Below are 22,341 nucleotides of genomic sequence, written 5' to 3'. Positions count from 1 at the left end.
TTCATGCAGACTTGCGCCTTTTCCTCCCACCACTCCTGCTGTTGCTGCGATGCCTGATACTGCGCCCCCCTTCGACCCACGCCAACTGGTACTGCCTTCCGTACTGGCCATGCTGCAAGAGGTGGGGCCGCAACTGACGGGCGCGGGGCACGGCCCCGCCTCCCCCACGGTACAGGTACTGGAGCAGATCGCCCAGGCCCTGGACAGCGTGCAGCTGCCCGGCCCCGTGCGGCTGGTACGCAGCCTGGCGCAGGCCTGCCAGTTGCCCGACCCGTCGCACGATCTGGATGCCGAACAGGCCCAGCGCCTGCCCCAGCTGCTGCAACTGGCGCATGGCGACGTGCTGCGCCACCTCGGCGCCCTGGCACAGAACGCCCCTGCCGACAGCGCCAGCCTGTTCGACAGCTACCGCGCCCTGACGCGCCTGGGCGGCAAGGACACGGCCCACCCCGCCGACCTGTGGCAGCCCCACGGCGATGCCACGCAGGCCAGCCTACCGCCCGCACTTACCAGCAGCTACCCCACGCTGGTGCCGTGCGATGCCGTGCGCAGCGAACTGGATCACGCCATGCTGGGCTGGGTCAAGAGCAACGACATCGCCCTGGCCACCATCCTGCGCCAGATCTGCCTGGGGCTGGGGCACAGCGCCCCCACCCCGGCGCTGCGCAGCGCCTGGCAACTGGCCGCCGGCTGGCTGGATGCCCAGGCCCACGGCCTGCTGGCCCCGGACATCTACGCCAAGCGCCTGGCCGCCCGGGTGCTGATGCTGTACGGCCAGCAGATCAAGGGCGCCAGCGCCGCCACCGCGCCGCTGCTGCACGAGCTGCTGTTTTTCTGCGCCCAGGCCGCTCCCAAGCTGCAAACGGCGCCCCCGGATACCGCCCCCATCTTTGCCGCCATCTGCGCCAGTTGCCAGCTTCTGCCTGCCGCAGAAAACGCCGCCGCCTCGCCGCAGGAAACGCCGCCAGCCACGCCTGTGGCGCCGCCGCTTGAAAGAGCGCCCGCGTCCGCCCTTGCCATCCCCGACGCGGTAGAGCTGCAGCCCTTGGCCACGCTGACCCAGGGCATGGCAGCGCTGCCGCAAATCCAGGTCGAAACCAGCACCCTGCACCAGGCCGAACGCTACGCCCTGGCATTGCAGACGGCGCTGGCGCAATGGACGGACGCAGAGGCCGATGCAGCGGATGCCTTGCCGGACGCCGACATAGCCCCGGCTTCCCCGGCCTTGACTGCCGCCCAGCTCACCCGCCACGCCTGGGACGCCGGCTGGGCCGAAGTGGCCACCCTGGCCCACCTCATCCAGCGCGTGGCCGAGCGTTGCCCCGCCCCGCCGCCCGCCGACGTGCCCGCCCCCTGCCGCCACGCCGCCGCCGAAATCGACCGCCTGCTGCAATTCCTGGCCCAGGGCTTTCACCGCCGCGCCCAGCCGCAAGTGGTGCAGGCGCTGGAACACTGCCTGCAACGCCTGCCCGCCCCGCCCGCCGAAGAAACCGCCACGGAATCAGCAGAAACAGAAGCTGCTTCCGCTGATGAACAAACGATTTCAGCATCGAAAGATGCTGAAATGGCGTCAAACCAGCGCAACCAGCTACAACCTTTGCATTTCTACGTCCTCGAAGAAGAAATGCAGGCCCAATGGCCGCAACTGCAAGCCGCCCTGCAGCACTGGGCCGAACATGGCGCGGATGGCAGCCCCTGCCCCCCCGCCCTGCTGCGGGCGCTGCACACCTTGAAAGGCAGCGCCCGCCTGGCCGGTGCCGGTGCCTGGGCCAGCCAGGTGCACGCGCTGGAGACGCTGGCCTTCGCCCCCGACAGCAGCGCCGCCACCCTGGCCGAGCCGCTGGAAGCCCTGCGCCTGGGCTTTGCCGCCTTGCAGCAGGAGATGGCGCTGCACCATCCCCAGCAGCGCCCCGGCAGCAGCCAGCCGCTGGACAACCTGCAACGCCACACCCAGGCCCTGTGGGCCAGCCACAGCCAGGCGCAGGAAGGCACCGAACACGGCCAGGCCGCCGTCAGCGAAATGGCCGCCGGGCTGGAACGCCTGCACACCCTGGTGCAGGACTGCAAGGTGTGGGCCAACACCCTGATGGTGTATGGCGACATGGACTTGTCCTACGAATGGCACAGCGAACTGCAAGACCTGCTCGGCGGCCTGCTCAGCGCCACCGACGACCTGGGCACCGTGCAGCGCCAGCTCCAGCACCACCACCAGGAAACCGCCCAGGCCCTGCAGGCGCAGTCCGGCTACCTGCAGGCCATGCAGCACAGCCTGCTCTACGCCAGCCTGCAACCCCTGGGACAGCTCAAGGAACGCCTGCAGGAATGCCTGCGCCTGGCCGAACAGGACTGCCAGCGCCAGGCGCAACTGCACTGGCAGGGCGAGGCCACCCTGCTCGAAAAAACCACCCTGCAGGCCCTGGCCCCCTGCCTGGAACACCTGCTGCGCAACAGCCTGGCCCACGGCATCGAGGCACCGCACGAGCGCCTGCAACAGCACAAACCCGCCCAGGGGCAGATCACCCTGGCGCTGCGCGAAGACGCAGGCCGGCACATCCTCACCCTGCACGACGATGGCGCAGGCCTGAACCCGGCAGCCATCGGCCAGCGGGCCGCCGCCCTGGGCCTGTGGCCGCACGCCACCGCCCCGACGCCGGAAGAAGCCGCCCAGCTCATCCTGCACCCGCACCTGTCCACCGCCCGCGAACTGTCCGAAACCGCCGGGCGCGGCATCGGCATGGAGGCCGTGCAGGCGCAAATCCAGACCCTGGGCGGCAGCCTGCACATCGCCAGCCACCCCGGCCAGGGCTGCACGGTCACGCTCACCCTGCCGGCGCCGCCCGCCGTGCTGCCCATCCAGGTACTGCGGGCCGGCAGCTGGCAGGTGGCCCTGCCCGCTCAGTGGATCGAAGGGGTGCGGCGCATCCCCCTGGCGCTGGCCGAGCAGGGGCTGGCCCAGGCCATGCTGCACGGCGACCCGCGCGGGCCGCTGCCGCTGTTCTGGGCCGGTGCCCTGTGGCAGCAATCCACGCACAGCCAGGTGCCACCGCTGGACGGGCACGCCCTGGTCGTCATCGTGCGCAGCCCCACCCAGCGCTGGGGCCTGTGGGCCGATGCGCTGCAGCCCGAGCAGGAAGTGCTGCTGCAAGCCCCCACGGGCCTGAGTACGCCGATTGCCGGGCTGCTGGGCACCGCCAGCCTGCCCACCGGCCAGGTGGTGCAGGTGTACGAACCCGCCGCCGTCATCGCCGCGCACGAAACCCGCCAGCACACCCCGCTGCCCGAACCGGCGCCCGCGCCCGAACGGCCCCTGGTGCTGCTGGTCGATGACTCCATCAGCGTGCGCCGCCTGGCCCAGCACCTGCTGGTCAGCCACGGCTGGCAGGTCGCCACCGCCGCCGACGGCCTGGATGCCCTGCAGCTGTTGCAGGAAGGGATGCTGCCCCGCCTGATGCTGGTGGACATCGAAATGCCCGGCATGAACGGGCTGGAACTGCTGCGCCGCCTGCGCCAGGAGCCGCGCTGGCAGCAGCTCTCGGTCGTCATGCTCACCGCCCACGAAGCCGGGCCGGTCAGCCAGCAAGCGCTGGACATGGGGGCGCAGGCCTACCTCACCAAGCCCTACACCCCGCAGCAGCTGCTGGCCCAGGTGCGCCGCTACGCCAGCGCGGCGCTGCCCGAGGAAGAAGCAGCCCCCGCCACGATCCTTTCCAGCCGTCATTCCCGCGAAGGCGGGAATCCAGTAGCGGCCTTGCCTTGACAGTCGCCATGCCCGTCGCCAGGGCCGTCACTGGACACCCGCCTTCGCGGGTGTGACGGGTAGAGAAATGCTTAAAGCAACGCCTGGGCCACGCTGCAGCACGGCCCGGGCAGGTGCAGCCACCGCGCTGCGGCGGCCTGCAGGGCAGGCAATGCCCCGGTGGTGAACAGCTGCACCGGGCATGGCGGCGCCTCCTGCGCCGTGCTGGCCAGCAATTGCGTCTGCTGCAACAACCGCTGGGTCTGCTGCGCCACGGCCTTGCCGGTGTCCAGCAACTGCACCTGCGGCCCCAGCAGCCGTTGCAGCACGGGCTGGGCAAAAACATAGTGGGTACAGCCCAGCACCAGGGTATCGATCTGCCCGGGATGCAGGCCAAAATCCCCCAAAGCGCCGGTATAGCGGGCACAAAGCGCTTCTATTTCCGCAGCATTTCCATCCGCCTGCCAGGTGCTGGCCTCGATCGCCCGGGCCAGGCCGTCGCAGGCCTGCACCTGCCAGCGCACCCCGGCACCGAAAGTGTGCAGCAGGCTTTCGAAACGGGCGCTCGTCACCGTCCCGCGCGTGGCCATGACGCCGACGCAGCCCGTGCGCGTCAGCGCTGCAGCCGGCTTGATCGCCGGCTCCACCCCCACCAGCAGCAACTGCGGCCACAGCGCACGCAAATGGGTGATGGCCGCCGCCGTGGCGGTGTTGCAGGCCACCACCAGCACCTTGATGCCGTGCGCCTGCAGCAGATACTCGGTGATGGCCTGCGAGCGCTGGCGCACGAAGTCCGCACCGCGTTCGCCATAGGGGGCGTAGCCGCTGTCGGCCACGTAGACAAAGCGCTCGTGCGGCAAGGCGGCCCGCAGCGCCTGCAGGACGCTCAGACCGCCAATTCCGCTGTCAAAAATGCCGATCGGCGCCGCCGGTACTGCTTGCATGAGCCAGGAAAAAGAAAATGCACAGGGGCCGGAGTATGCGCCTACGGCAAGGAGGCGACGTAGGCCGCCACGGCTTTCATGTCGGCCTCGGTCATGCCGCGCACGACGGTTTCCATCTCGGTGCTGGAGCGCACGCCGTCCTGGGTGTTGAAGTGCTTGAGCGAGGCCAGCACATACCCCGGGTGCTGCCCCGCCAGACGCGGCATGTGCGCCGTGCCCCGGGCGTCCGCGCCATGGCAGGCAATGCAAATCCTGGCGAAGTATTGCCGTCCTTTTTCCACCAGGGCGGGCGCCTGGTTGGGTTGCGGGTCGGCCGACTGGGCGGCATAGAACATGGCCATGCCCGCCGTTTCATCCACGCTCAGAGCCTTGAGCACGCCTTCCATGAAGACGTTGCGGCGGCGGCCATCGACGTATTTACGCGCCTGTTCGATCAGGTAATCCGGGTTCTGCCCGGCCAGCACCGGAATCAGCTCGCTGCTGCTGTGGCCTTTGTCGCCGTGGCAGTTGGCGCAGACGGCGGCGGCCTTGCGCCCGGCGGTGAGGAGTTTTTTCTCCAGCTGCGGGTCGGTCCGCGCTGCCTGCACCCGCTCATGTACCGGCCCGGTGCCCGCAGCCGGCGCCTGGGCCAACGCTGGCGCAGCGCCCAGAACGGCCAGCCAGACAGCGCCCGCTACGGTCATTTTTTGAATCGAGGGAGCCCGGGAGTCCTGTTTCATAGCGTTTTCACAGTAAAGCAATCGGCGGAATCATAGGGGCAAGCGTGCCATCCTTTCGTAAGCACAGCAAAGTCGTCGTACTTTGGTCACACAGCCCGGTCTTCCAGAACCTGCGATGGCTTGGGATCGACGACCGCACGGCAGACGGCACAAAAAACCGCCCGAAGGCGGTTGGCAGTCTCGATCAAGCCTGACTGGCGCTTATGCGCTTTTGCTTTTGCTCACCGAAAACTCGCCCTGGGCAATGCGCTGCTTCCATTCCGCCGGGCCGGTGATGTGGGCGCTGGTGCCGCCGGCATCCACGGCCACGGTGACGGGCATGTCCACCACGTCGAACTCGTAGATGGCTTCCATGCCCAGGTCTTCAAAGGCCAGCACCTTGGCGTGCTTGATGGCCTTGGACACCAGGTAGGCGGCGCCGCCCACGGCCATCAGGTAGGCGCTCTGGTTGTCCTTGATGGCCTCGATGGCGACCGGGCCGCGCTCGGACTTGCCGATCATGGCGATCAGGCCGGTGTTCTCCAGCATCATGCGGGTGAACTTGTCCATGCGGGTGGCCGTGGTCGGGCCGGCAGGGCCAACGACTTCGTCACGCACCGGGTCGACCGGGCCGACGTAGTAAATCACGCGGTTGGTGAAGTCCACGGGCAGCTTCTCGCCCTTGGCCAGCATGTCCTGGATGCGCTTGTGCGCGGCATCGCGGCCGGTGAGCATCTTGCCGTTCAAGAGCAGGGTCTGGCCGGGCTTCCAGCTGGCGACTTCTTCCTTGGTGAGTTGGTTCAGATCGACGCGCTTGCTGGTTTCGGTGTTGGGCGTCCATTCCACCTTGGGCCACAGATCCAGGCTGGGCGCTTCCAGGTAGACCGGACCGCTGCCGTCCATGACGAAGTGCGCGTGGCGCGTGGCCGCGCAGTTGGGAATCATGGCTACGGGCTTGGAGGCGGCGTGCGTGGGGTAGAGCTTGATCTTGATGTCCAGCACGGTCGACAGGCCGCCCAGCCCCTGGGCGCCAATGCCCAGGGCATTGACCTTTTCGTACAGCTCCAGGCGCAGTTCCTCGACCTGGTCGAGCTTTTCGCCCCGCGCGGCCTTGGCCTGCAGCTCGTACATGTTCAGGTCTTCCATCAGGCTTTCCTTGGCCAGCAGCACGGCTTTTTCCGCCGTACCGCCGACGCCGATGCCCAGCATCCCCGGCGGACACCAGCCCGCGCCCATTTCCGGCACGGTTTTCAGCACCCAGTCCACCAGGTTGTCGCTGGGGTTCATCATGATGACCTTGGACTTGTTCTCGCTGCCGCCGCCCTTGGCCGCCACGGTCACGTCCAGCTTGTCGCCCGGGACGATCTGCACGTTGATCACCGCCGGGGTGTTGTCGCGGGTGTTTTTCCGCGCAAACAACGGGTCGGCCACGACCGAGGCTCGCAGGGTGTTGTCCGGGTTCAGGTAGCCCCGGCGCACGCCTTCGTTGATGGCGTCTTCCAGGCTCTGGTCGGCAGGAAAGCCGTCAAAGCGCACGTCCATGCCGATTTTCAGGAAGACGTTCACGATGCCCGTGTCCTGGCAGATCGGCCGGTGGCCAAAGGCCGCCATTTTGGAGTTGGTCAGAATCTGCGCCATGGCGTCCTTGGCCGCAGCGCTTTGCTCGCGCTCGTAGGCGCGGGCCAGGTGCTGGATGTAATCGGCCGGGTGGTAGTAGCTGATGTATTGCAGGGAAGCTGCAACGGATTCAACCAGGTCCTGGTAGCGAATGGTGGTGGTCATCGTCTCTCTACGGTAAAAGAAAGCGCTGTGCGCGGGAGGGTATCCCCGGATTATCGGGCCAAGACCTGACACGACCCTGGCTAAGGATCAAACTCTTATAGAAGAGTTATGAATTTTCAATGGCCCGATTCGTCGCCCGCACGCCTCCTGGGCTAGCATGGCCGCCATCGCAACAAGGAGTAGCACGATGACCGACACCCGCATGGAATCCGACAGCTTTGGCCCGATCGCCGTCCCGGCGCAGCACCTGTGGGGGGCGCAGACGCAGCGCTCGCTGATCAACTTCGCCATCAGCGGCGAAAAGCAGCCACGCGAAATCCTGCACGCCCTGGCCCTGGTCAAACGCGCCAGCGCCGTGGTGAACCACAAGCTGGGCCTGCTCGACGAGAAAAAGAGCAAGGCCATCACCGCCGCCGCCGACGAAGTGCTGGCCGACAGGCATCCGGACGAGTTCCCCCTGGTGGTCTGGCAGACCGGCTCGGGCACGCAAAGCAATATGAACATGAACGAAGTGCTGGCCAACCGCGCCAGCGAGCTGCTGGGCGGCGAACGGGGCGAGGGCCGCCTCGTCCACCCCAACGACGACGTGAACAAAAGCCAGTCGAGCAACGACGTCTTCCCCACCGCCATGCACGTCGCCGCCGTGGTGGCCTTGCAGCAGCGCCTGCTGCCCGCGCTGGAGCTGCTGCGCCAGACGCTGGCAGACAAATCCACGGCATTTGCCGACATCGTGAAAATCGGCCGCACCCACCTGCAGGACGCCACGCCCCTGACGCTGGGGCAGGAAATCTCCGGCTGGGTGGCCCAGCTCACCCACGGTGCGGCACACGTGCAGGCGGCCCTGCCCCACCTGAGCGAGCTGGCCCTGGGCGGCACCGCCGTGGGCACCGGCCTGAACGCCCCCAAGGGCTACGCCGAGGCGGTGGCCAAGGAGCTGGCCCGCCTGACCGGCGAAAACCTGGTCACCGCCCCGAACAAGTTCGAGGCCCTGGCCAGTTGCGACGCCCTCGTCCACGCCCACGGGGCCCTGAAAACCCTGGCCGCCAGCCTGATGAAAATCGCCAACGACGTGCGCTGGCTGGCCAGCGGGCCGCGCAGCGGCATCGGCGAAATCAGCATCCCGGAGAACGAGCCCGGCTCGTCCATCATGCCCGGCAAGGTCAATCCCACCCAGTGCGAGGCCCTGACCATGGCGTGCGCCCAGGTGCTGGGCAACGACGTGGCCATCAACGTGGGCGGCGCCAGCGGCAACTTCGAGCTGAACGTCTTCCGCCCCATGGTGGCGCACAACTTCCTGCAAAGCGTGCGCCTGCTGGCCGACGGCATGCGCAGCTTCAACGACCATTGCGCCGTGGGCATCGAACCCAACCGCGAGCGCATCGGCGAGCTGGTCGAACGCTCCCTCATGCTGGTCACGGCGCTGAACCCGCACATCGGCTACGACAAGGCGGCCACCATCGCCAAGAAAGCGCACAAGGAAGGCACCACCCTGCGCGAAGCGGCCATTGCCAGCGGGCACCTGACTGCCGAGCAGTTCGACCAGTGGGTGGTGGCGAAAAACATGGTGGGGAATTTGTAAACAGCCGGGCTGGATCGGCCATAAAAAACGCTACGCAGCGGTGGCTGTCGTAGCGTTTTTTATATGCCATGCAAGGTTTGAATCAACCGGAGCACTTTGGTATATCCAGTTCAGCCGTTCTGCAGCCAACATGCCTTGGAATCCAGATGGATATTCTGGATGCTCTTTGGTTGGAAACGGGTATCGATCAATGCCACAGCGATGGACACCCAATCGGGAAAATCGGCACTGCCGCTCCATTCGATATTCGAGCCACAAACGCTACAAAATTTTCTTATGACGCTTCCAGAGGAACGGTAAGAGGTAAGCAGCTCTTGGCCGGAGAGATATTCCAGATCCGCCCTGGGCACACTTGCATAGGTGGCAAATGCAGCGCCATGCTGCTTTTGGCACATTCTGCAATGGCAGTTCGTGACAGCCTTGGGTTCAGAGCGCAAGCGCAATACAACCGCGCCACACAAACAGCTACCCTGGTGCATCTTTTCTCTTGCAGCCATACAGCAACAGTATTTTTAATAGCTGCCACCGCTTGATATCAAACGATTTCAGATAATTTATGACAAAAAATCGTTGTATTTAAAGCAGTAGCAGCTATCAAATTATTCAAAGATACTTCACCGCCACCACTTCGTAGCTGCGTTCGCCGCCGGGGGCCATGACCACGGCGACGTCGCCCTCCTCCTTGCCGATCAGGGCGCGGGCGATGGGGCTGGAGACGTTGATCAGGCCCAGTTTCAAGTCGGCCTCGTCCTCGCCGACGATCTGGTAGGTGACGGCGGTGCCGGTGTCTTCATCTTCCAAATCCACGGTCGCACCAAAGACGATGCGCCCGCCGGCATCCAGGCTGCCGGGGTCGATGATCTGGGCGGCAGAAAGCTTGCCTTCGATCTCCATGATGCGGCCTTCGATAAAGCCCTGGCGGTCCTTGGCGGCCTCGTATTCGGCGTTTTCGCTCAGATCGCCCTGGGCACGGGCCTCGGCAATGGCGGCGATCACGGCGGGACGCTCCACGGTTTTCAAGCGCTGCAGTTCTTCTTTGAGCTTTTCAGCGCCACGCTTGGTAATGGGTAAGGTTGCCATAACTAGTTTCTCCACATACGGCTGGACGGCCCGGCAGGCCGGGCCATCACAAGGGCATGTCCAGAAGCGCAGCGGCTTGGATTGAACGCCCCAAAAGCAAACCGCCGCGCAAGCGATTCGCGCGGCGGTTTTCCTAGGTAACAGGTGGCTATTATGCCGCGTTTACTGCGGCACGCCCACCACCTTGGCAGGCTCAGGCCGAGGCCAGCAGCGTTTGCAGCTCTTGCACGGAAGTGACGCTCAACTGCCCGGCACGCATGGCCTTCATGCCATCGACGGCGGCTTCTGCGCCAAAGATGGTGGTGAAGGTGGTCACGCGGGCGGCCAGGGCGCTGGTGCGGATGGCCCGCGAGTCGGCAATGGCGTTGCGCCGGTCTTCCACGGTGTGGATGACCATGGCGATCTCGCCGTTCTTGATCATGTCCACGACGTGCGGGCGGCCTTCGGTGACCTTGTTCACGGCCTGCACGTCCAGCCCGGCAGCGGCCAGCGCAGCGGCAGTGCCCTTGGTGGCGACCAGGCCGAAGCCCATGCTTGACAGCTCACGGGCCACCTGCACGGCACGCGGCTTGTCGGCGTTCTTGATGGTCAGGAACACCTTGCCTTCGGTGGGCAGGACCACGCCGGCGCCGAGCTGGCTCTTGACAAAGGCTTCGCCAAAGGTCTTGCCCACGCCCATGACCTCGCCGGTGGACTTCATCTCGGGGCCGAGAATGGTGTCCACGCCGGGGAACTTGACGAAGGGGAACACGGCCTCTTTCACGCTGAAGTACGGCGGGGTCACTTCCTTGGTCACGCCCTGCTGGGCCAGGGTCTGACCGGCCATGCAGCGGGCCGCCACCTTGGCCAGCTGGATGCCGGTGGCCTTGCTGACGAAGGGCACGGTACGGCTGGCACGGGGATTGACTTCCAGCACGTAGATCACGTCGCCGTTGTCGGTTTCCTGGATGGCGAACTGCACGTTCATCAGGCCGACCACGTTCAGGCCCTGGGCCATGGCAGCGGTCTGGCGCTTGATTTCAGCGACGGTTTCGGCTTTCAGGTAGTACGGCGGCAGCGAGCAGGCCGAGTCGCCGGAATGCACGCCCGCTTGCTCGATATGCTCCATCACGCCGCCGATAAAGACGGCGCCGGTAGCATCGCGCACGCAGTCCACGTCGCACTCGATGGCGTTGGACAGGAAGTGGTCCAGCAGCACGGGCGAATCATTGCTGACCTTCACCGCTTCGCGCATGTAGCGCTCCAGGTCGCGCTGCTCATGCACGATTTCCATCGCACGGCCCCCCAGCACGTAGCTGGGGCGCACCACCAGGGGGTAACCCAGGGCGGCGGCTTTTTCCAGCGCTTCGGCTTCGGTACGGGCCGTGGCGTTGGGCGGCTGGCGCAGTTGCAGGTCGTGGAGCAGTTTCTGGAACCGCTCGCGGTCTTCGGCAGCGTCGATCATGTCCGGCGTGGTGCCGATGATGGGCACGCCCTCTTTTTCCAGGCCCAGGGCCAGTTTCAAGGGGGTCTGGCCGCCGTACTGGACGATGACGCCCTCGGGCTTTTCCAGATCGACGATTTCCAGCACGTCCTCCAGCGTCAGCGGCTCGAAATACAGGCGGTCAGAGGTGTCGTAGTCGGTGGAGACGGTCTCGGGGTTGCAGTTGACCATGATGGTTTCGTAACCATCCTCGCGCATCGCCAGGGCGGCGTGGACGCAGCAGTAGTCGAACTCGATCCCCTGGCCGATACGGTTGGGGCCACCGCCCAGCACCATGATTTTTTTCTTGTTCGTCGGAGCCGCTTCGCATTCCTCGTCATACGTGGAATACATGTAGGCGGTATTGGTGGCGAACTCGGCAGCGCAGGTGTCCACGCGCTTGTAGACCGGGCGCACTTGCAACGCACGGCGGGCTTCGCGCACGGCTTTCTCGGTGGTGTGCAGCAGCTTGGCCAGGCGGCGGTCGGAAAAGCCCTTCTGCTTCAAGGTGCGCAGGATGGCCGCGTCCAGCGACGCCAGGGCCTGCTCGCCCTTTTCTTCATAGAGCTTGTCCAGGTCGAGTTCGATCTTCACGATCTGCTCGATCTGCACCAGGAACCAGCGGTCGATCTTGGTCAGGTCGAACACTTCGTCCACCGACAGGCCCATCGCAAAGGCGTCGCCCACGTACCAGATACGTTCAGGGCCGGGCTCGCCCAGCTCCTTTTCCAGCACTTCGCGGTCCTGGGTTTTTTCGTTCATGCCGTCCACGCCCACTTCCAGGCCGCGCAGGGCTTTCTGGAAGGATTCCTGGAAGGTGCGGCCCATGGCCATGACCTCGCCCACGGATTTCATCTGCGTGGTCAGGCGGTCGTTGGCGGCGGGGAATTTCTCGAAAGCGAAACGCGGGATCTTCGTGACCACGTAGTCGATGGTCGGCTCGAACGATGCCGGGGTGGCGCCGCCGGTGATTTCGTTCTTCAGCTCGTCCAGCGTGTAGCCCACGGCCAGCTTGGCCGCGACCTTGGCAATCGGGAAGCCCGTGGCCTTGGAGGCCAGTGCCGAAGAGCGCGAAACGCGCGGGTTCATCTCGATGACGATGACGCGGCCATCCTTGGGGTTGATGGCGAACTGCACGTTGGAGCCGCCGGTATCCACGCCGATTTCGCGCAGCACGGCAATGCTGGCGTCGCGCAGGATTTGGTATTCGCGGTCGGTCAGAGTCTGCGCCGGGGCCACGGTGATCGAATCGCCCGTGTGGACGCCCATGGGGTCGAGGTTTTCGATCGAGCAGATGATGATGCAGTTGTCCGCCTTGTCGCGCACCACTTCCATCTCGAACTCTTTCCAGCCCAGCAGCGATTCTTCGATCAGCAGCTCGTTGGTGGGCGAAGCCTCCAGGCCACGCTTGGCGATGGTTTCAAACTCTTCGGAGTTATAGGCAATGCCGCCGCCCGTGCCGCCCAGGGTGAAACTGGGGCGGATCACGGTGGGGAAGCCCACGCGCTTTTGCACCGCCCAGGCTTCGTCCATGCTGTGGGCAATGCCCGAGCGTGCGGACTCCAGACCGATCTTGGTCATGGCGTCCTTGAACTTCAGGCGGTCTTCGGCCTTGTCGATGGCTTCGGGCTTGGCGCCGATCAGCTCCACGCCGTACTTTTCCAGCACGCCGTGGTGCCACAGGTCCAGGGCGCAGTTCAGCGCCGTCTGCCCGCCCATGGTGGGCAGAATGGCGTCGGGGCGCTCCTTGGCGATGATCTGCTCCACCGTCTGCCAGGTGATCGGCTCGATGTAGGTGACGTCCGCCGTGGCCGGGTCGGTCATGATCGTCGCAGGGTTGCTGTTGATCAGGATGACGCGGTAGCCCTCCTCGCGCAGCGCCTTGCAGGCTTGCACGCCGGAGTAGTCGAACTCGCAGGCCTGGCCGATGATGATGGGGCCGGCGCCGATGATGAGGATGCTTTGAATATCAGTACGTTTTGGCATTAGTTTTTCTCCTGCGCGGCTGCCATGGACGCAATGAAGCGGTCAAACAAATGGCCAATATCGTTGGGGCCGGGGGCGGCTTCCGGGTGGCCCTGGAAGCTGAACGCCGGCTTGTCCGTGCATTCCAGCCCCTGCAAGGTGTCGTCGAACAGGCTGGTGTGCGTGGGACGCACATTGGCGGGCAGCGAGGCCGTCTCCACCGCAAAGCCATGGTTCTGGCTGGTAATGCACACGTGGTCGTTCGCCAGCGTTTTCACCGGATGGTTGCCGCCATGGTGGCCGTGGGCCATCTTGAAGGTCTTGGCCCCCAGGGCCAGCGCCATGATCTGGTGGCCCAGGCAGATACCGAACAGGGGAATGTCTTTTTCCAGGAAGGTCTGGACGGCAGCAATGGCGTAGTCGCACGGCTGCGGATCGCCCGGGCCGTTGGACAAAAAGATGCCATCGGGGTTGAGCGCCAGCACCTCGGCAGCCGGGGTCTGTGCGGGCACCACGGTCAGTTTGCAGCCACGGCTGACCAGCATGCGCAAGATGTTGCGCTTGACGCCGAAGTCGTACGCCACAACGTGAAAGCGCGGGTTTTCCAACTGGCCAAAGCCCTGGCCCAGCACCCACTCGGTCTGCTCCCAGGCATAGGGTTGAGGGGTGCTGACCACCTTGGCCAGGTCCAGCCCGGCCATGCTGGGGGCGTTTTGCGCGGCCGCCACGGCAGCAACGATGCGCTCAGGCGTGGCTTCTTCACCCGCAGCCAGGCCGACGATGGCGCCGTTTTGCGCCCCTTTTTCGCGCAGCACGCGCGTCAAACGCCGGGTATCGACATTGGCAATGGCAACCGTGCCCTGGCTGACCAGAAACTCGGACAAACCTTGCTCGGAACGGAAGTTGCTGACGGTCAAGGGCAAATCACGAATGACCAATCCGGCAGCCTGCACCTTGGCAGACTCCATATCCTCGGTATTGACGCCATAGTTGCCAATATGCGGATAGGTCAAAGTAACGATTTGCTGACAGTAGCTGGGGTCTGTGAGGATTTCCTGATAGCCGGTCATGGCAGTGTTGAACACCACTTCACCCACGGTAGTACCTGTGCTACCGATGGAGTTGCCAATAAAGACCGTGCCGTCTGCGAGCGCCAGAATGGCGGATGGGAACGCTCCCTGAAGAGACAAAAGCACTGGGTTCTCCGATTTGAATTACGGTTACGCCCAGCGTGCACCCCTCACACTCGCAAGGTGAGCGGCACAAGAGCTTGTCAGCAGGTAGTAGCAAAAAAACGACGCCAGGCGCAAAGAAAGAATCGCTGAAAGCCTCTCATTATATTCACAAGCAGCGATTCTGTCCTTGATCTTCTAGGGATTACCCCCGTTTATTCATCCCCTGAACCGCGCTTGCATGGAGGCAAATGGCGGCAGCCGCCGCCACGTTGAGCGACTCTTCCCCCCCTGGCTGGGCAATGCGTACCCATTGGCTGGCCTGCCGGGCCACTTCCGCCCCCACCCCCTGCCCTTCGTGCCCCATGGCCCAGGCACAGGGCCACGGCAAATCGGCCTGGTGGATGAACGCCCCCTGGTGCGAACTGGTGGCCAGCAGCGGCAGGTTCAAGCGTGCAATATCCGCAGCCGTGGCCGATTCGACCAGGTGCAACCCAAAATGCGCCCCCATGCCTGAGCGCAGCACTTTCTGGCTCCACAAGGCTGCCGTGCCCTTCAAGGCCAATACCTGGGCAAAGCCGAAGGCACTGGCGCTGCGCAGCATGGCGCCCACGTTGCCCGCGTCCTGTACCCGATCCAGCACCAAGGTCGGCACCCCCGGGTGCAACGCTGCATCCTGTCCCGACCAGGGCAGGATGAATCCCATCCGGGCCGGGGATTCCAGGCCGCTGATGTCGGCAAACAAGGCATCGGAAAGAACTACCACTTTAGTAGCTGCTTGCGCCCACTCCACAGGCGTTTGAGACCAAAAAGATGCTGAAAATACGGCGGTATTGGGCCGGATTCCCCGCGCCAGGGCCGCGCGGCACAGGTGATCGCCCTCAAGCCATAGGTAGCCCAGACGCCGGTAGGCGCCCGCCTCACGCGCCAAGCGCCGGAGGTCTTTGACAAACCCGTTGTCCCGCGAGCTGATTTCCAAAACCTTCATCCCTTTTAACTCCCTGTGCCTGCTTGCACTGCCCGCGCCACCGGAGCGAAACTGCGCCGATGCTCAGGCGTCGCACCATAGCGGGCCAACGCCTGGAGGTGCAGCGCCGTGCCATACCCTTTGTGCGCCCCGAAACCGTAATCCGGGTAGCTCTGCGCAAACGTCTCGCACCAGCGGTCCCGCGTCACCTTGGCCAGGATGGAGGCCGCAGAAATGGCAGGCACCAGCAAATCGCCTTTGACAATCGCCTCGGCCTGCACCGTCAGGCGTGGCAACCGGTTGCCATCCACCTGCACCAGCGATGGCTTCAGGCGCAAGCCCTCCACAGCTCGCTGCATGGCCAGCATGGTCGCTTGCAGGATATTGAGACGGTCGATTTCTTCCACCGACGCCTGGGCCACGCAAAAACACAGGGCTTTGGCCCGGATTTCATCGAACAAGGCTTCCCGGCGTTTGGCCGTGAGCTTCTTCGAGTCGGTCAGTCCAGCAATCGGCTGCAGCTCGTCCAGAATCACCGCAGCGGCCATCACCGGCCCGGCCAAGGGGCCACGGCCCGCCTCATCGACCCCGGCCAGCAAGCCTTCGCTTTGCCAGGGCAAAATCGTTTGTTCAGACATACAAAAGTTTTTCAATGGCCTGGGCCGCCAGCGTTGCCGTGTCCCGCAACAGGGAATGGTGCAACGCGGTAAACCGCTGCGCCACTGCGGCCACCCTGGCGCCCGACTCAGGCACCAGCCACTGCTCCACGGTATCGGCCAAAGCGGCAGGCGTCGCTTGCTCCTGCAACAACTCAGGCACGACAAACTCGCCACCCAAAATATTGGGCAGCCCGACCCACGGCTGCAACTGCTTGCGCCGCATCAGACGCCAGCTGATGGGGTGCATCCGGTAGCTGATGACCATCGGACGCTTGAACAATGCCGCTTCCAACGTGGCCGTGCCGCTGGCAATCAAGGTGCAGTCGCAAGCGGCCAGCGCCTGGTGCGATTGACCACGCAGCAGCCGCACCTGACCTGCCAACCCCAGCTCCTGCACCAAGGCTGCAAGCGGGTCGAACAAGGCAGGAACCGCCGGCAGCACGACCTGCAACTGCGGCAAGCGTTGCAACAACAAGGCAGCGGCCTGCAGGAAAGGACGGGCAATGTATTGCACTTCTGCCCGGCGGCTACCGGGCAGCACGGCCAGCACCGGGGCATCGATATCCAGCCCCAATTGCTGACGGGCCGCCAGTTTGTCCGGCTGCATCGGAATGACCTGGGCCAGGGGATGGCCCACATAGCTTGCAGCGATGTCATGCTGTGCCAACAGTTGCGGCTCAAACGGGAACAGGCACAAGACATGGTCGGCCGCCGCCCGAATTTTGTGTACCCGCTCCGGACGCCAGGCCCAGATCGACGGACAGACAAAATGCACCGTCTTGATGCCGCTGGCGCGTAAGTCACGCTCCAGCCCCAGATTAAAGTCCGGCGCGTCCACTCCGACAAAAACCGCCGGACGCTCGGTTTGCAGCCGCTGACGCAAGGTTTTGCGGATCTGCAAGATATCGTGCAAGCGCAAAAGCACTTCCAGGCTGTAACCATGCACCGCCAGCCGCTCGCTGCTATAGAGAGCCTGAAACCCCCGCTGCTGCATCATCGGCCCGCCGATACCATAGGAATACAAGTCCGGCCAGCGCCGCAGCAACCCATCCAGCAGCAAGCCGGAGAGCAAGTCCCCGGAAGTCTCGCCCGCCACCATGGCAATGCGGGGCGGCACAGCCAGTGCCAAAGCCGGGTCTGCCATTACCGGGCAATACCGCGAGTGGCAGTGGCTAGAAAATCCTGCATCAAGGCAACGTCTTCCCTGGCGTCCGGGATTTCTTCGGCAATGGCAGGCAAGGCGGCAATGGCCGCCTGCAATGTCAGCCCCTGCCGGTAGAGCAGTTTGTGCATGGCTTTCACTGCACGGATGCGTTCGGCAGAAAATCCTCGGCGCCGCAGTCCTTCGACATTGAACCCACGCACGGCCAGAGGATTGCCATCGACCATCATGAAGGGCGGAATATCCTGAGAGATATGACTGGAGAAACCTGCCATGGCATGGGCACCAATATGAGTGAACTGATGCACCCCGGACAACCCGCCCAGGATGACCCAATCCCCCACATGCACATGACCGGCCAGGGTGGCGTTATTCGCCAGAATCGTATGGTTGCCAAGCTGGCAATCGTGGGCGATATGCACATAGGCCATGATCCAGTTGTCATTGCCTATCCGGGTGATGCCTCCGTCCTGGGCCGTTCCCGTGTTGAAAGTGCAGAACTCCCGAATCGTATTGCCATCACCGATTTCAAGATAAGTCACTTCCCCCGCATACTTCTTGTCCTGTGGCTGCGCCCCCAGCGAGGAAAACTGAAAAACCTGATTGTTGCGCCCAATCCGAGTATGTCCGTCAATCACGCAATGCGGCCCGATGCGCGAACCTTCCCCCACCTGGACATGCGGGCCAATCACGCTGTAGGGACCAACAGATACAGAAGGGTGCAGAACTGCACCCTCGGCAATGATCGCGGTTGGATGAATCAAATCCGACATTGGCAACGCACCGTTATTGCGCCGACTTGTCCGGCCCAACGTAACGCATGGTACACATCAGCTCGGCCTCGCAGGCCACTTCTTCGCCAACCCGTGCCACGCCCTTAAATTTCCAGATGCCGGCACGAATACGGTCAATGGACGCCTCCAGCAACAACTGATCGCCCGGCTCGACAGGGCGCTTGAAACGCGCCGAATCAATCCCGACGAAATAATAGATATTGTTTTCATCCGGTACCTGGCCCATGGCATCGAAAGCCAGCAAGCCAGCGGCTTGTGCCAGCGCTTCCAGCATCAAGACCCCGGGCATTACGGGACGGCCAGGAAAGTGCCCCATGAAGAACGGTTCATTGAAAGTCACGTTCTTCACCGCCAGAATGCGGGTATTACGTTCCAGCTCAACGACTTTATCAACCAGCAAGAACGGGTAACGGTGAGGCAGCTGCTTCAGAATTGCGTGAATATTCATCATGATTCTTATTTATCCCCAGTCAAAGCATCCAACGCTTTTTCAAGTTTCTTAATACGTTCGCGCAGCTGATAGAGCTGCTTGAACGATGCCGCATTTTTCTCCCATTCCGTATTGGTTTGGAGCGGGAAAATTCCAGTATACAAATCAGGCTTGTGAATGGAGCGCGTCACCATGGAAGTAGGGGAGATACTCGTGCCATCGGCGATTTCCAGATGGCCAAGAATATTGGCGGCGCCGCCGATAGAGCAATGGGCCCCAATCCGGGCACTCCCGGCAATACCCGTATTCCCGGCAATAACCGTATGCGCACCTATTCTGACGTTGTGCGCAATCTGCACCAGATTGTCGATCTTGACCCCGTCTGCAACGACGGTGTCATCCAGCGCACCGCGATCGATACAGGTATTGGCGCCGATTTCCACATCGTCGCCAATGGCGACCGCCCCCAGCTGCTCTATCTTGTGCCAGCGCCCTGCCTGTTTGGCGAAGCCAAAACCATCCGCGCCAACCACCACCCCCGGGTGCAATAAGCAACGCTGCCCGATACGGCACCTTTCGCCGACATGCACATGCGAACGCAGCACGGTATGGGCACCAATCACTGCACCACGCTCGACAACACACTGCGGGCCAATCGTTGCCGTGGGATCCACCTGTGCTTGGGGATGCACAATGGCCGAGTGATGAATGCCGACCGGCCAGGCCGCCGGCTGCTGCGCCTGCCACAGCTGGGTCAGACGGGCAAAGTAGACATAGGGATCCGGGGTCACGATACAGGTCCCGTGTGCCAGAGCCGCCTCGCGCATGGTTTCAGCCACGATGACACAGGCCGCCTTGGAGTGCGCCAGCTGCGTGACATAGCGCGGGTTGTGCAGAAAGCTGATGCTGCTCGCATCCGCCGTCTCCAGCGGAGCGATCCGCACAATCACCGTATCGCGGTCGCCGCCCTCCAGGCTCCCGCCCAAGGCATCGACGATCTGACCAAGCCGCAAACTCACTTGTTGTGCCCGCTTACTTGGCAGCGTTCAGGGCCTTGATCACTTTGTCGGTGATGTCGTGCTTGGGATTGACATAAACCGCTTCCTGCAGGATGACGTCGTACTGCTCGGCCTCGGCAACCTGCTGCACGACCTTGTTGGCCTGGTCCAGGACACGGGCCAATTCTTCATTCTTGCGATTGCCCAGGTCCTCCTGGAACTCACGGCTCTTGCGCTGGAACTCCCGGTCTTGATCGACCAGATCGCGCTGTTTGGCGATGCGCTGGCTTTCCGACATGGTCGGCGCGTCACGCTCGAAAGCGTCCGAGCTACGCTTGAGGCCATCACGCAGGGTGATCAGCTCTTTTTCCCGCTTGGAAAATTCCTGCTCAAGCTTGGTTTGTGCTGCTTTTGCTGCATTGGCTTCGCGGAAAACACGGTCCGTATTCACAAAACCGGCTTTGAAATCAGCAAAAGCGGAAAAGCTCAGGCCAGCCAGCAAGGATGCGGCGACGATGGTACGAGTGAATTTTTTCATTAGAAAGAAGTCCCGATTTGAAATTGAATTTTTTGCAATTTATCTTGCGGTTTTTTACGCAAAGGTGTTGCCCAAGCCAAACGCAAAGGTCCTAATGGAGAAATCCAGCTCAGACCAATACCGGCCGAAGCACGAAACTCTCCAGCCCGGATTGGATCATTTTCGGCAAAAACGTTCCCTGCATCCACAAAGGTAAACCAGCGCAGGGTCTTGTCATTGCCGTTGCCAGGGAACGGGGCAATCAACTCAAGGTTCATCACTGCCAGTTTGGCACCGCCGACAAACGAGTAAGAAGTGCAATTGTTCGGGGCCCCGGTTTCACCCTGGTAGCAGTAGGAGCGAGGCCCCAGACTTCCCTGGTCAAAGCCACGTACCGAACCCAAACCACCGGCATAGAAGTTCTTGAATACCGGGAAGTCCTTCCCGCCCAGGCCCTTGCCCCATCCCAGCTCGGTATTGAAGGCAAAAGTGATCGCCTTGGTCACCGGAATGTATTGCTGAAACTGGTAATTGGCCTTGATGTATTTGAGGTCACCAGCCATCGACCAATCGGCATTCAGGCGCTGGTAACGCCCCTCATTAGGTGCCAGGGCGCTATCGCGAGAGTCACGCCCCCAACCTAAGGTCAGAGGAATTGCCGTGTTGCTTTTCCCGGAATAGGGGCTGAAGTACATAGGCATGTACTGTCCGGACTTGATACTGGTCTGTTCGGCCCCGATGCCAAAGTAAACCGTATCCAATTCCGTGAAAGGGACGCCGAAACGAATCGAAGCACCTTTCGAGACGATTTTATACATGTCACTGGTACTGACTTCGCTGTCATCCACCACGTAGGAATAGGGACGCGACGTGCGGTAGTACAGGTCAATCGTGCGGGAAACACCGTCCTGTGTGAAATACGGATCCGTGGTACTCAACACCAGTGTCCGGTTGTATTTACCGGTATTGACGTCAATCCCCAAGTAGTTACCGGAACCAAAGGCATTTTCCTGCTTGATCCCGAAGCTCAGGGTGACTTTTTCAGCACTGGAGAAACCAGCGCCCAATGTGACCGACCCCGTGGGTTTTTCTTTCACCGTCGTCACCAAATCCACCTGGTCGGGCGACCCCGGAACTTCCTGGGTATCCATATCCACTTCGGTAAAGAAACCCAGACGATCGATGCGATCACGCGAAAGCTTGATCTTGTCGCCGTCGTACCAGGAAGACTCGTACTGACGGAACTCCCGGCGAATCACTTCGTCCCGCGTGCGTTCATTGCCGGCAATCTGGATGCGGCGCACGTACGCGCGGCGCGAGGGGTCGGCTTGCAGTACGAAGCTGACACGGTTGTTTTCCCGGTCAATTTCCGGCACAGCCTCGACATGGGCAAAAGCGAATCCGAAATTGCTGAAATGGTCGGCGAACGCCTTGGTAGTATCGGTCACCAGCTCTGCGTTGTACGGCTGTCCGGGTTTGATTTTCACCAGAGACTTGAATTCGTCATCCCGATCAAGATAGTTGCCCTCCAGGCGAATATCCGAAACAACGAAACGTTCCCCTTCATGAACATTGATCACCAGGGAGATGTTTTTCTTGTCCGGGGAAATCGCCACCTGGGTCGAATCGATGCGGAAATCAATATAGCCACGCTTGAGGTAATAAGAGCGCAGCGATTCCAAGTCCGCATTCAGCTTGCTGCGGGCATAGCGATTGGACTTGGTGTACCAGCTCATCCAGCCGCCGGTATCCTGGTCCATCTGTTTTTTCAGTGTCGATTCGCTGAACGCCTTGGCACCAACGATACGAATTTCGTTGATTTTGGCGGCCTTGCCCTCGACCACGGAGAACGTCAGGTTCACCCGATTGCGTTCCATCGGCGTGACCGTGGTCACGACTTCGGCACCATACAGGCTGCGGCTGATGTACTGGCGCTTGAGTTCCTGCTCGGCACGGTCGGCCAACGCCTTGTCGAAAGGACGGCCTTCGGCCAGGCCGACGTCACGCATCGACTGCACCAGGGCTTTCTTATCGAACTCCTTGGTGCCGACAAATTCCACGTTGGCAATCGTCGGGCGTTCCTCGACCACCACCACCAGCACGTCGCCATTGGCTTCCAGGCGCACATCCTTGAACAGCCCCAGCGCAAACAGGGCGCGAATGGCGGCAGCGCCCTTTTCATCGTCGTATTCATCGCCGACGCGCAGCGGCATGGAGGCGAACACGGTGCCTGCCTCGACACGCTGCAAGCCTTCGACGCGAATATCTTCGACTTTAAAAGGCTCCAGGGCCCAGGCCATTTGGGCCACAGTCAGCAGCGCCGCTGCCGCCACGGCAGTGCGGGCACCAAAGCATTGAACGGGTAGTTTCATGAGAATTCAAGACAGCCTGCACAG

Annotated in this window: 17 protein-coding genes; 2 read left to right on the top strand and 15 right to left on the bottom strand. The window is 62.7% G+C overall.

Features of this window, described 5'->3' with window-relative positions:
* Positions 1–49: 49 nt before the first annotated feature.
* Positions 50–3,757 (top strand): response regulator, encoded by a 3,708-nt coding sequence (locus tag ACFO3A_RS10555; RefSeq protein WP_377726183.1) that lies wholly within the window; start codon positions 50–52, stop codon positions 3,755–3,757.
* A 71-nt stretch (positions 3,758–3,828) separates the two neighbouring features.
* Here ACFO3A_RS10555 and murI read toward each other — a convergent pair whose 3' ends face one another.
* From murI to ACFO3A_RS10540, 3 genes are all read right to left on the bottom strand, one after another.
* Positions 3,829–4,680, bottom strand: a complete 852-nt coding sequence (gene murI / locus ACFO3A_RS10550; RefSeq protein WP_377726181.1) for a glutamate racemase — start codon at positions 4,678–4,680, stop codon at positions 3,829–3,831.
* A gap of 41 nt (positions 4,681–4,721) precedes the next feature.
* Entirely contained in the window at positions 4,722–5,363 is a 642-nt protein-coding gene (locus ACFO3A_RS10545) for a c-type cytochrome (RefSeq protein ID WP_377726180.1), read from the bottom strand.
* Between the two features lie 237 nt (positions 5,364–5,600).
* The gene (locus ACFO3A_RS10540) at positions 5,601–7,160 is read right to left on the bottom strand and encodes a fumarate hydratase (protein WP_377726178.1); all 1,560 of its coding nucleotides are present in this window, start codon (positions 7,158–7,160) and stop codon (positions 5,601–5,603) included.
* 187 nt (positions 7,161–7,347) lie between these two features.
* Here ACFO3A_RS10540 and fumC point away from each other — a divergent pair, with 187 nt between their 5' ends.
* Positions 7,348–8,739: a class II fumarate hydratase gene (gene fumC / locus ACFO3A_RS10535; RefSeq protein WP_377726177.1), complete on the top strand. Its 1,392-nt coding sequence runs from the start codon at positions 7,348–7,350 to the stop codon at positions 8,737–8,739.
* 110 nt (positions 8,740–8,849) lie between these two features.
* Here the strand turns inward: fumC and ACFO3A_RS10530 are convergent, their stop codons facing one another.
* The 12 genes from ACFO3A_RS10530 to bamA form a co-directional block, all read right to left on the bottom strand.
* Complete coding sequence (locus ACFO3A_RS10530; RefSeq protein WP_465251381.1) at positions 8,850–9,218, bottom strand: GFA family protein; 369 nt, start codon at positions 9,216–9,218, stop codon at positions 8,850–8,852.
* A gap of 124 nt (positions 9,219–9,342) precedes the next feature.
* On the bottom strand, positions 9,343–9,819 hold the full coding sequence (greA, locus tag ACFO3A_RS10525; protein WP_377726175.1) for a transcription elongation factor GreA: 477 nt from the start codon (positions 9,817–9,819) through the stop codon (positions 9,343–9,345).
* Between the two features lie 193 nt (positions 9,820–10,012).
* Positions 10,013–13,267 (bottom strand): carbamoyl-phosphate synthase large subunit, encoded by a 3,255-nt coding sequence (gene carB, locus ACFO3A_RS10520; protein WP_377726173.1) that lies wholly within the window; start codon positions 13,265–13,267, stop codon positions 10,013–10,015.
* The gene (gene carA, locus ACFO3A_RS10515) at positions 13,267–14,442 is read right to left on the bottom strand and encodes a glutamine-hydrolyzing carbamoyl-phosphate synthase small subunit (protein ID WP_377726172.1); all 1,176 of its coding nucleotides are present in this window, start codon (positions 14,440–14,442) and stop codon (positions 13,267–13,269) included. Before carA ends, carB begins: the two co-directional genes overlap by 1 nt.
* Positions 14,443–14,623: 181 nt before the next feature.
* Positions 14,624–15,406 carry a TrmH family RNA methyltransferase gene (locus tag ACFO3A_RS10510; RefSeq protein ID WP_377726171.1) on the bottom strand — a complete coding sequence of 261 codons (783 nt, stop codon included), beginning with the start codon at positions 15,404–15,406 and terminating at the stop codon, positions 14,624–14,626.
* Between the two features lie 5 nt (positions 15,407–15,411).
* On the bottom strand, positions 15,412–16,023 hold the full coding sequence (rnhB, locus tag ACFO3A_RS10505) for a ribonuclease HII (RefSeq protein ID WP_377726170.1): 612 nt from the start codon (positions 16,021–16,023) through the stop codon (positions 15,412–15,414).
* Positions 16,016–17,188 carry a lipid-A-disaccharide synthase gene (lpxB, locus tag ACFO3A_RS10500; RefSeq protein ID WP_377726169.1) on the bottom strand — a complete coding sequence of 391 codons (1,173 nt, stop codon included), beginning with the start codon at positions 17,186–17,188 and terminating at the stop codon, positions 16,016–16,018. The genes rnhB and lpxB overlap by 8 nt, the downstream gene beginning before the upstream one ends.
* Positions 17,188–17,979: an acyl-ACP--UDP-N-acetylglucosamine O-acyltransferase gene (lpxA, locus tag ACFO3A_RS10495; RefSeq protein WP_377726168.1), complete on the bottom strand. Its 792-nt coding sequence runs from the start codon at positions 17,977–17,979 to the stop codon at positions 17,188–17,190. The genes lpxB and lpxA overlap by 1 nt, the downstream gene beginning before the upstream one ends.
* Before the next feature lie 13 nt (positions 17,980–17,992).
* Positions 17,993–18,451: a 3-hydroxyacyl-ACP dehydratase FabZ gene (gene fabZ, locus ACFO3A_RS10490; protein WP_377726166.1), complete on the bottom strand. Its 459-nt coding sequence runs from the start codon at positions 18,449–18,451 to the stop codon at positions 17,993–17,995.
* A 5-nt stretch (positions 18,452–18,456) separates the two neighbouring features.
* Positions 18,457–19,449 (bottom strand): UDP-3-O-(3-hydroxymyristoyl)glucosamine N-acyltransferase, encoded by a 993-nt coding sequence (gene lpxD, locus ACFO3A_RS10485; RefSeq protein WP_377726165.1) that lies wholly within the window; start codon positions 19,447–19,449, stop codon positions 18,457–18,459.
* Between the two features lie 13 nt (positions 19,450–19,462).
* The gene (locus ACFO3A_RS10480) at positions 19,463–19,966 is read right to left on the bottom strand and encodes an OmpH/Skp family outer membrane protein (protein ID WP_377726164.1); all 504 of its coding nucleotides are present in this window, start codon (positions 19,964–19,966) and stop codon (positions 19,463–19,465) included.
* Complete coding sequence (gene bamA, locus ACFO3A_RS10475) at positions 19,966–22,317, bottom strand: outer membrane protein assembly factor BamA (protein ID WP_377726163.1); 2,352 nt, start codon at positions 22,315–22,317, stop codon at positions 19,966–19,968. Before bamA ends, ACFO3A_RS10480 begins: the two co-directional genes overlap by 1 nt.
* Positions 22,318–22,341: the final 24 nt, after the last annotated feature.

Source organism: Comamonas nitrativorans (assembly GCF_042654765.1).
Classification (GTDB): domain Bacteria; phylum Pseudomonadota; class Gammaproteobacteria; order Burkholderiales; family Burkholderiaceae_C; genus Comamonas; species Comamonas nitrativorans.
This window is presented reverse-complemented; position numbering and strand designations above follow the sequence as displayed.

Coding starts and splice junctions, on each gene's coding strand:
- rnhB (WP_377726170.1), bottom strand. CDS start 16,023: ATGTCTGAACAAACGATTTTGCCCTGGCAAAGCGAAGGCTTGCTGGCC.
- greA (WP_377726175.1), bottom strand. CDS start 9,819: ATGGCAACCTTACCCATTACCAAGCGTGGCGCTGAAAAGCTCAAAGAA.
- ACFO3A_RS10480 (WP_377726164.1), bottom strand. CDS start 19,966: ATGAAAAAATTCACTCGTACCATCGTCGCCGCATCCTTGCTGGCTGGC.
- ACFO3A_RS10540 (WP_377726178.1), bottom strand. CDS start 7,160: ATGACCACCACCATTCGCTACCAGGACCTGGTTGAATCCGTTGCAGCT.
- ACFO3A_RS10510 (WP_377726171.1), bottom strand. CDS start 15,406: ATGAAGGTTTTGGAAATCAGCTCGCGGGACAACGGGTTTGTCAAAGAC.
- bamA (WP_377726163.1), bottom strand. CDS start 22,317: ATGAAACTACCCGTTCAATGCTTTGGTGCCCGCACTGCCGTGGCGGCA.
- fabZ (WP_377726166.1), bottom strand. CDS start 18,451: ATGATGAATATTCACGCAATTCTGAAGCAGCTGCCTCACCGTTACCCG.
- lpxA (WP_377726168.1), bottom strand. CDS start 17,979: ATGTCGGATTTGATTCATCCAACCGCGATCATTGCCGAGGGTGCAGTT.
- fumC (WP_377726177.1), top strand. CDS start 7,348: ATGACCGACACCCGCATGGAATCCGACAGCTTTGGCCCGATCGCCGTC.
- ACFO3A_RS10530 (WP_465251381.1), bottom strand. CDS start 9,218: ATGCACCAGGGTAGCTGTTTGTGTGGCGCGGTTGTATTGCGCTTGCGC.
- lpxB (WP_377726169.1), bottom strand. CDS start 17,188: ATGGCAGACCCGGCTTTGGCACTGGCTGTGCCGCCCCGCATTGCCATG.
- murI (WP_377726181.1), bottom strand. CDS start 4,680: ATGCAAGCAGTACCGGCGGCGCCGATCGGCATTTTTGACAGCGGAATT.
- ACFO3A_RS10545 (WP_377726180.1), bottom strand. CDS start 5,363: ATGACCGTAGCGGGCGCTGTCTGGCTGGCCGTTCTGGGCGCTGCGCCA.
- ACFO3A_RS10555 (WP_377726183.1), top strand. CDS start 50: ATGCCTGATACTGCGCCCCCCTTCGACCCACGCCAACTGGTACTGCCT.
- carB (WP_377726173.1), bottom strand. CDS start 13,267: ATGCCAAAACGTACTGATATTCAAAGCATCCTCATCATCGGCGCCGGC.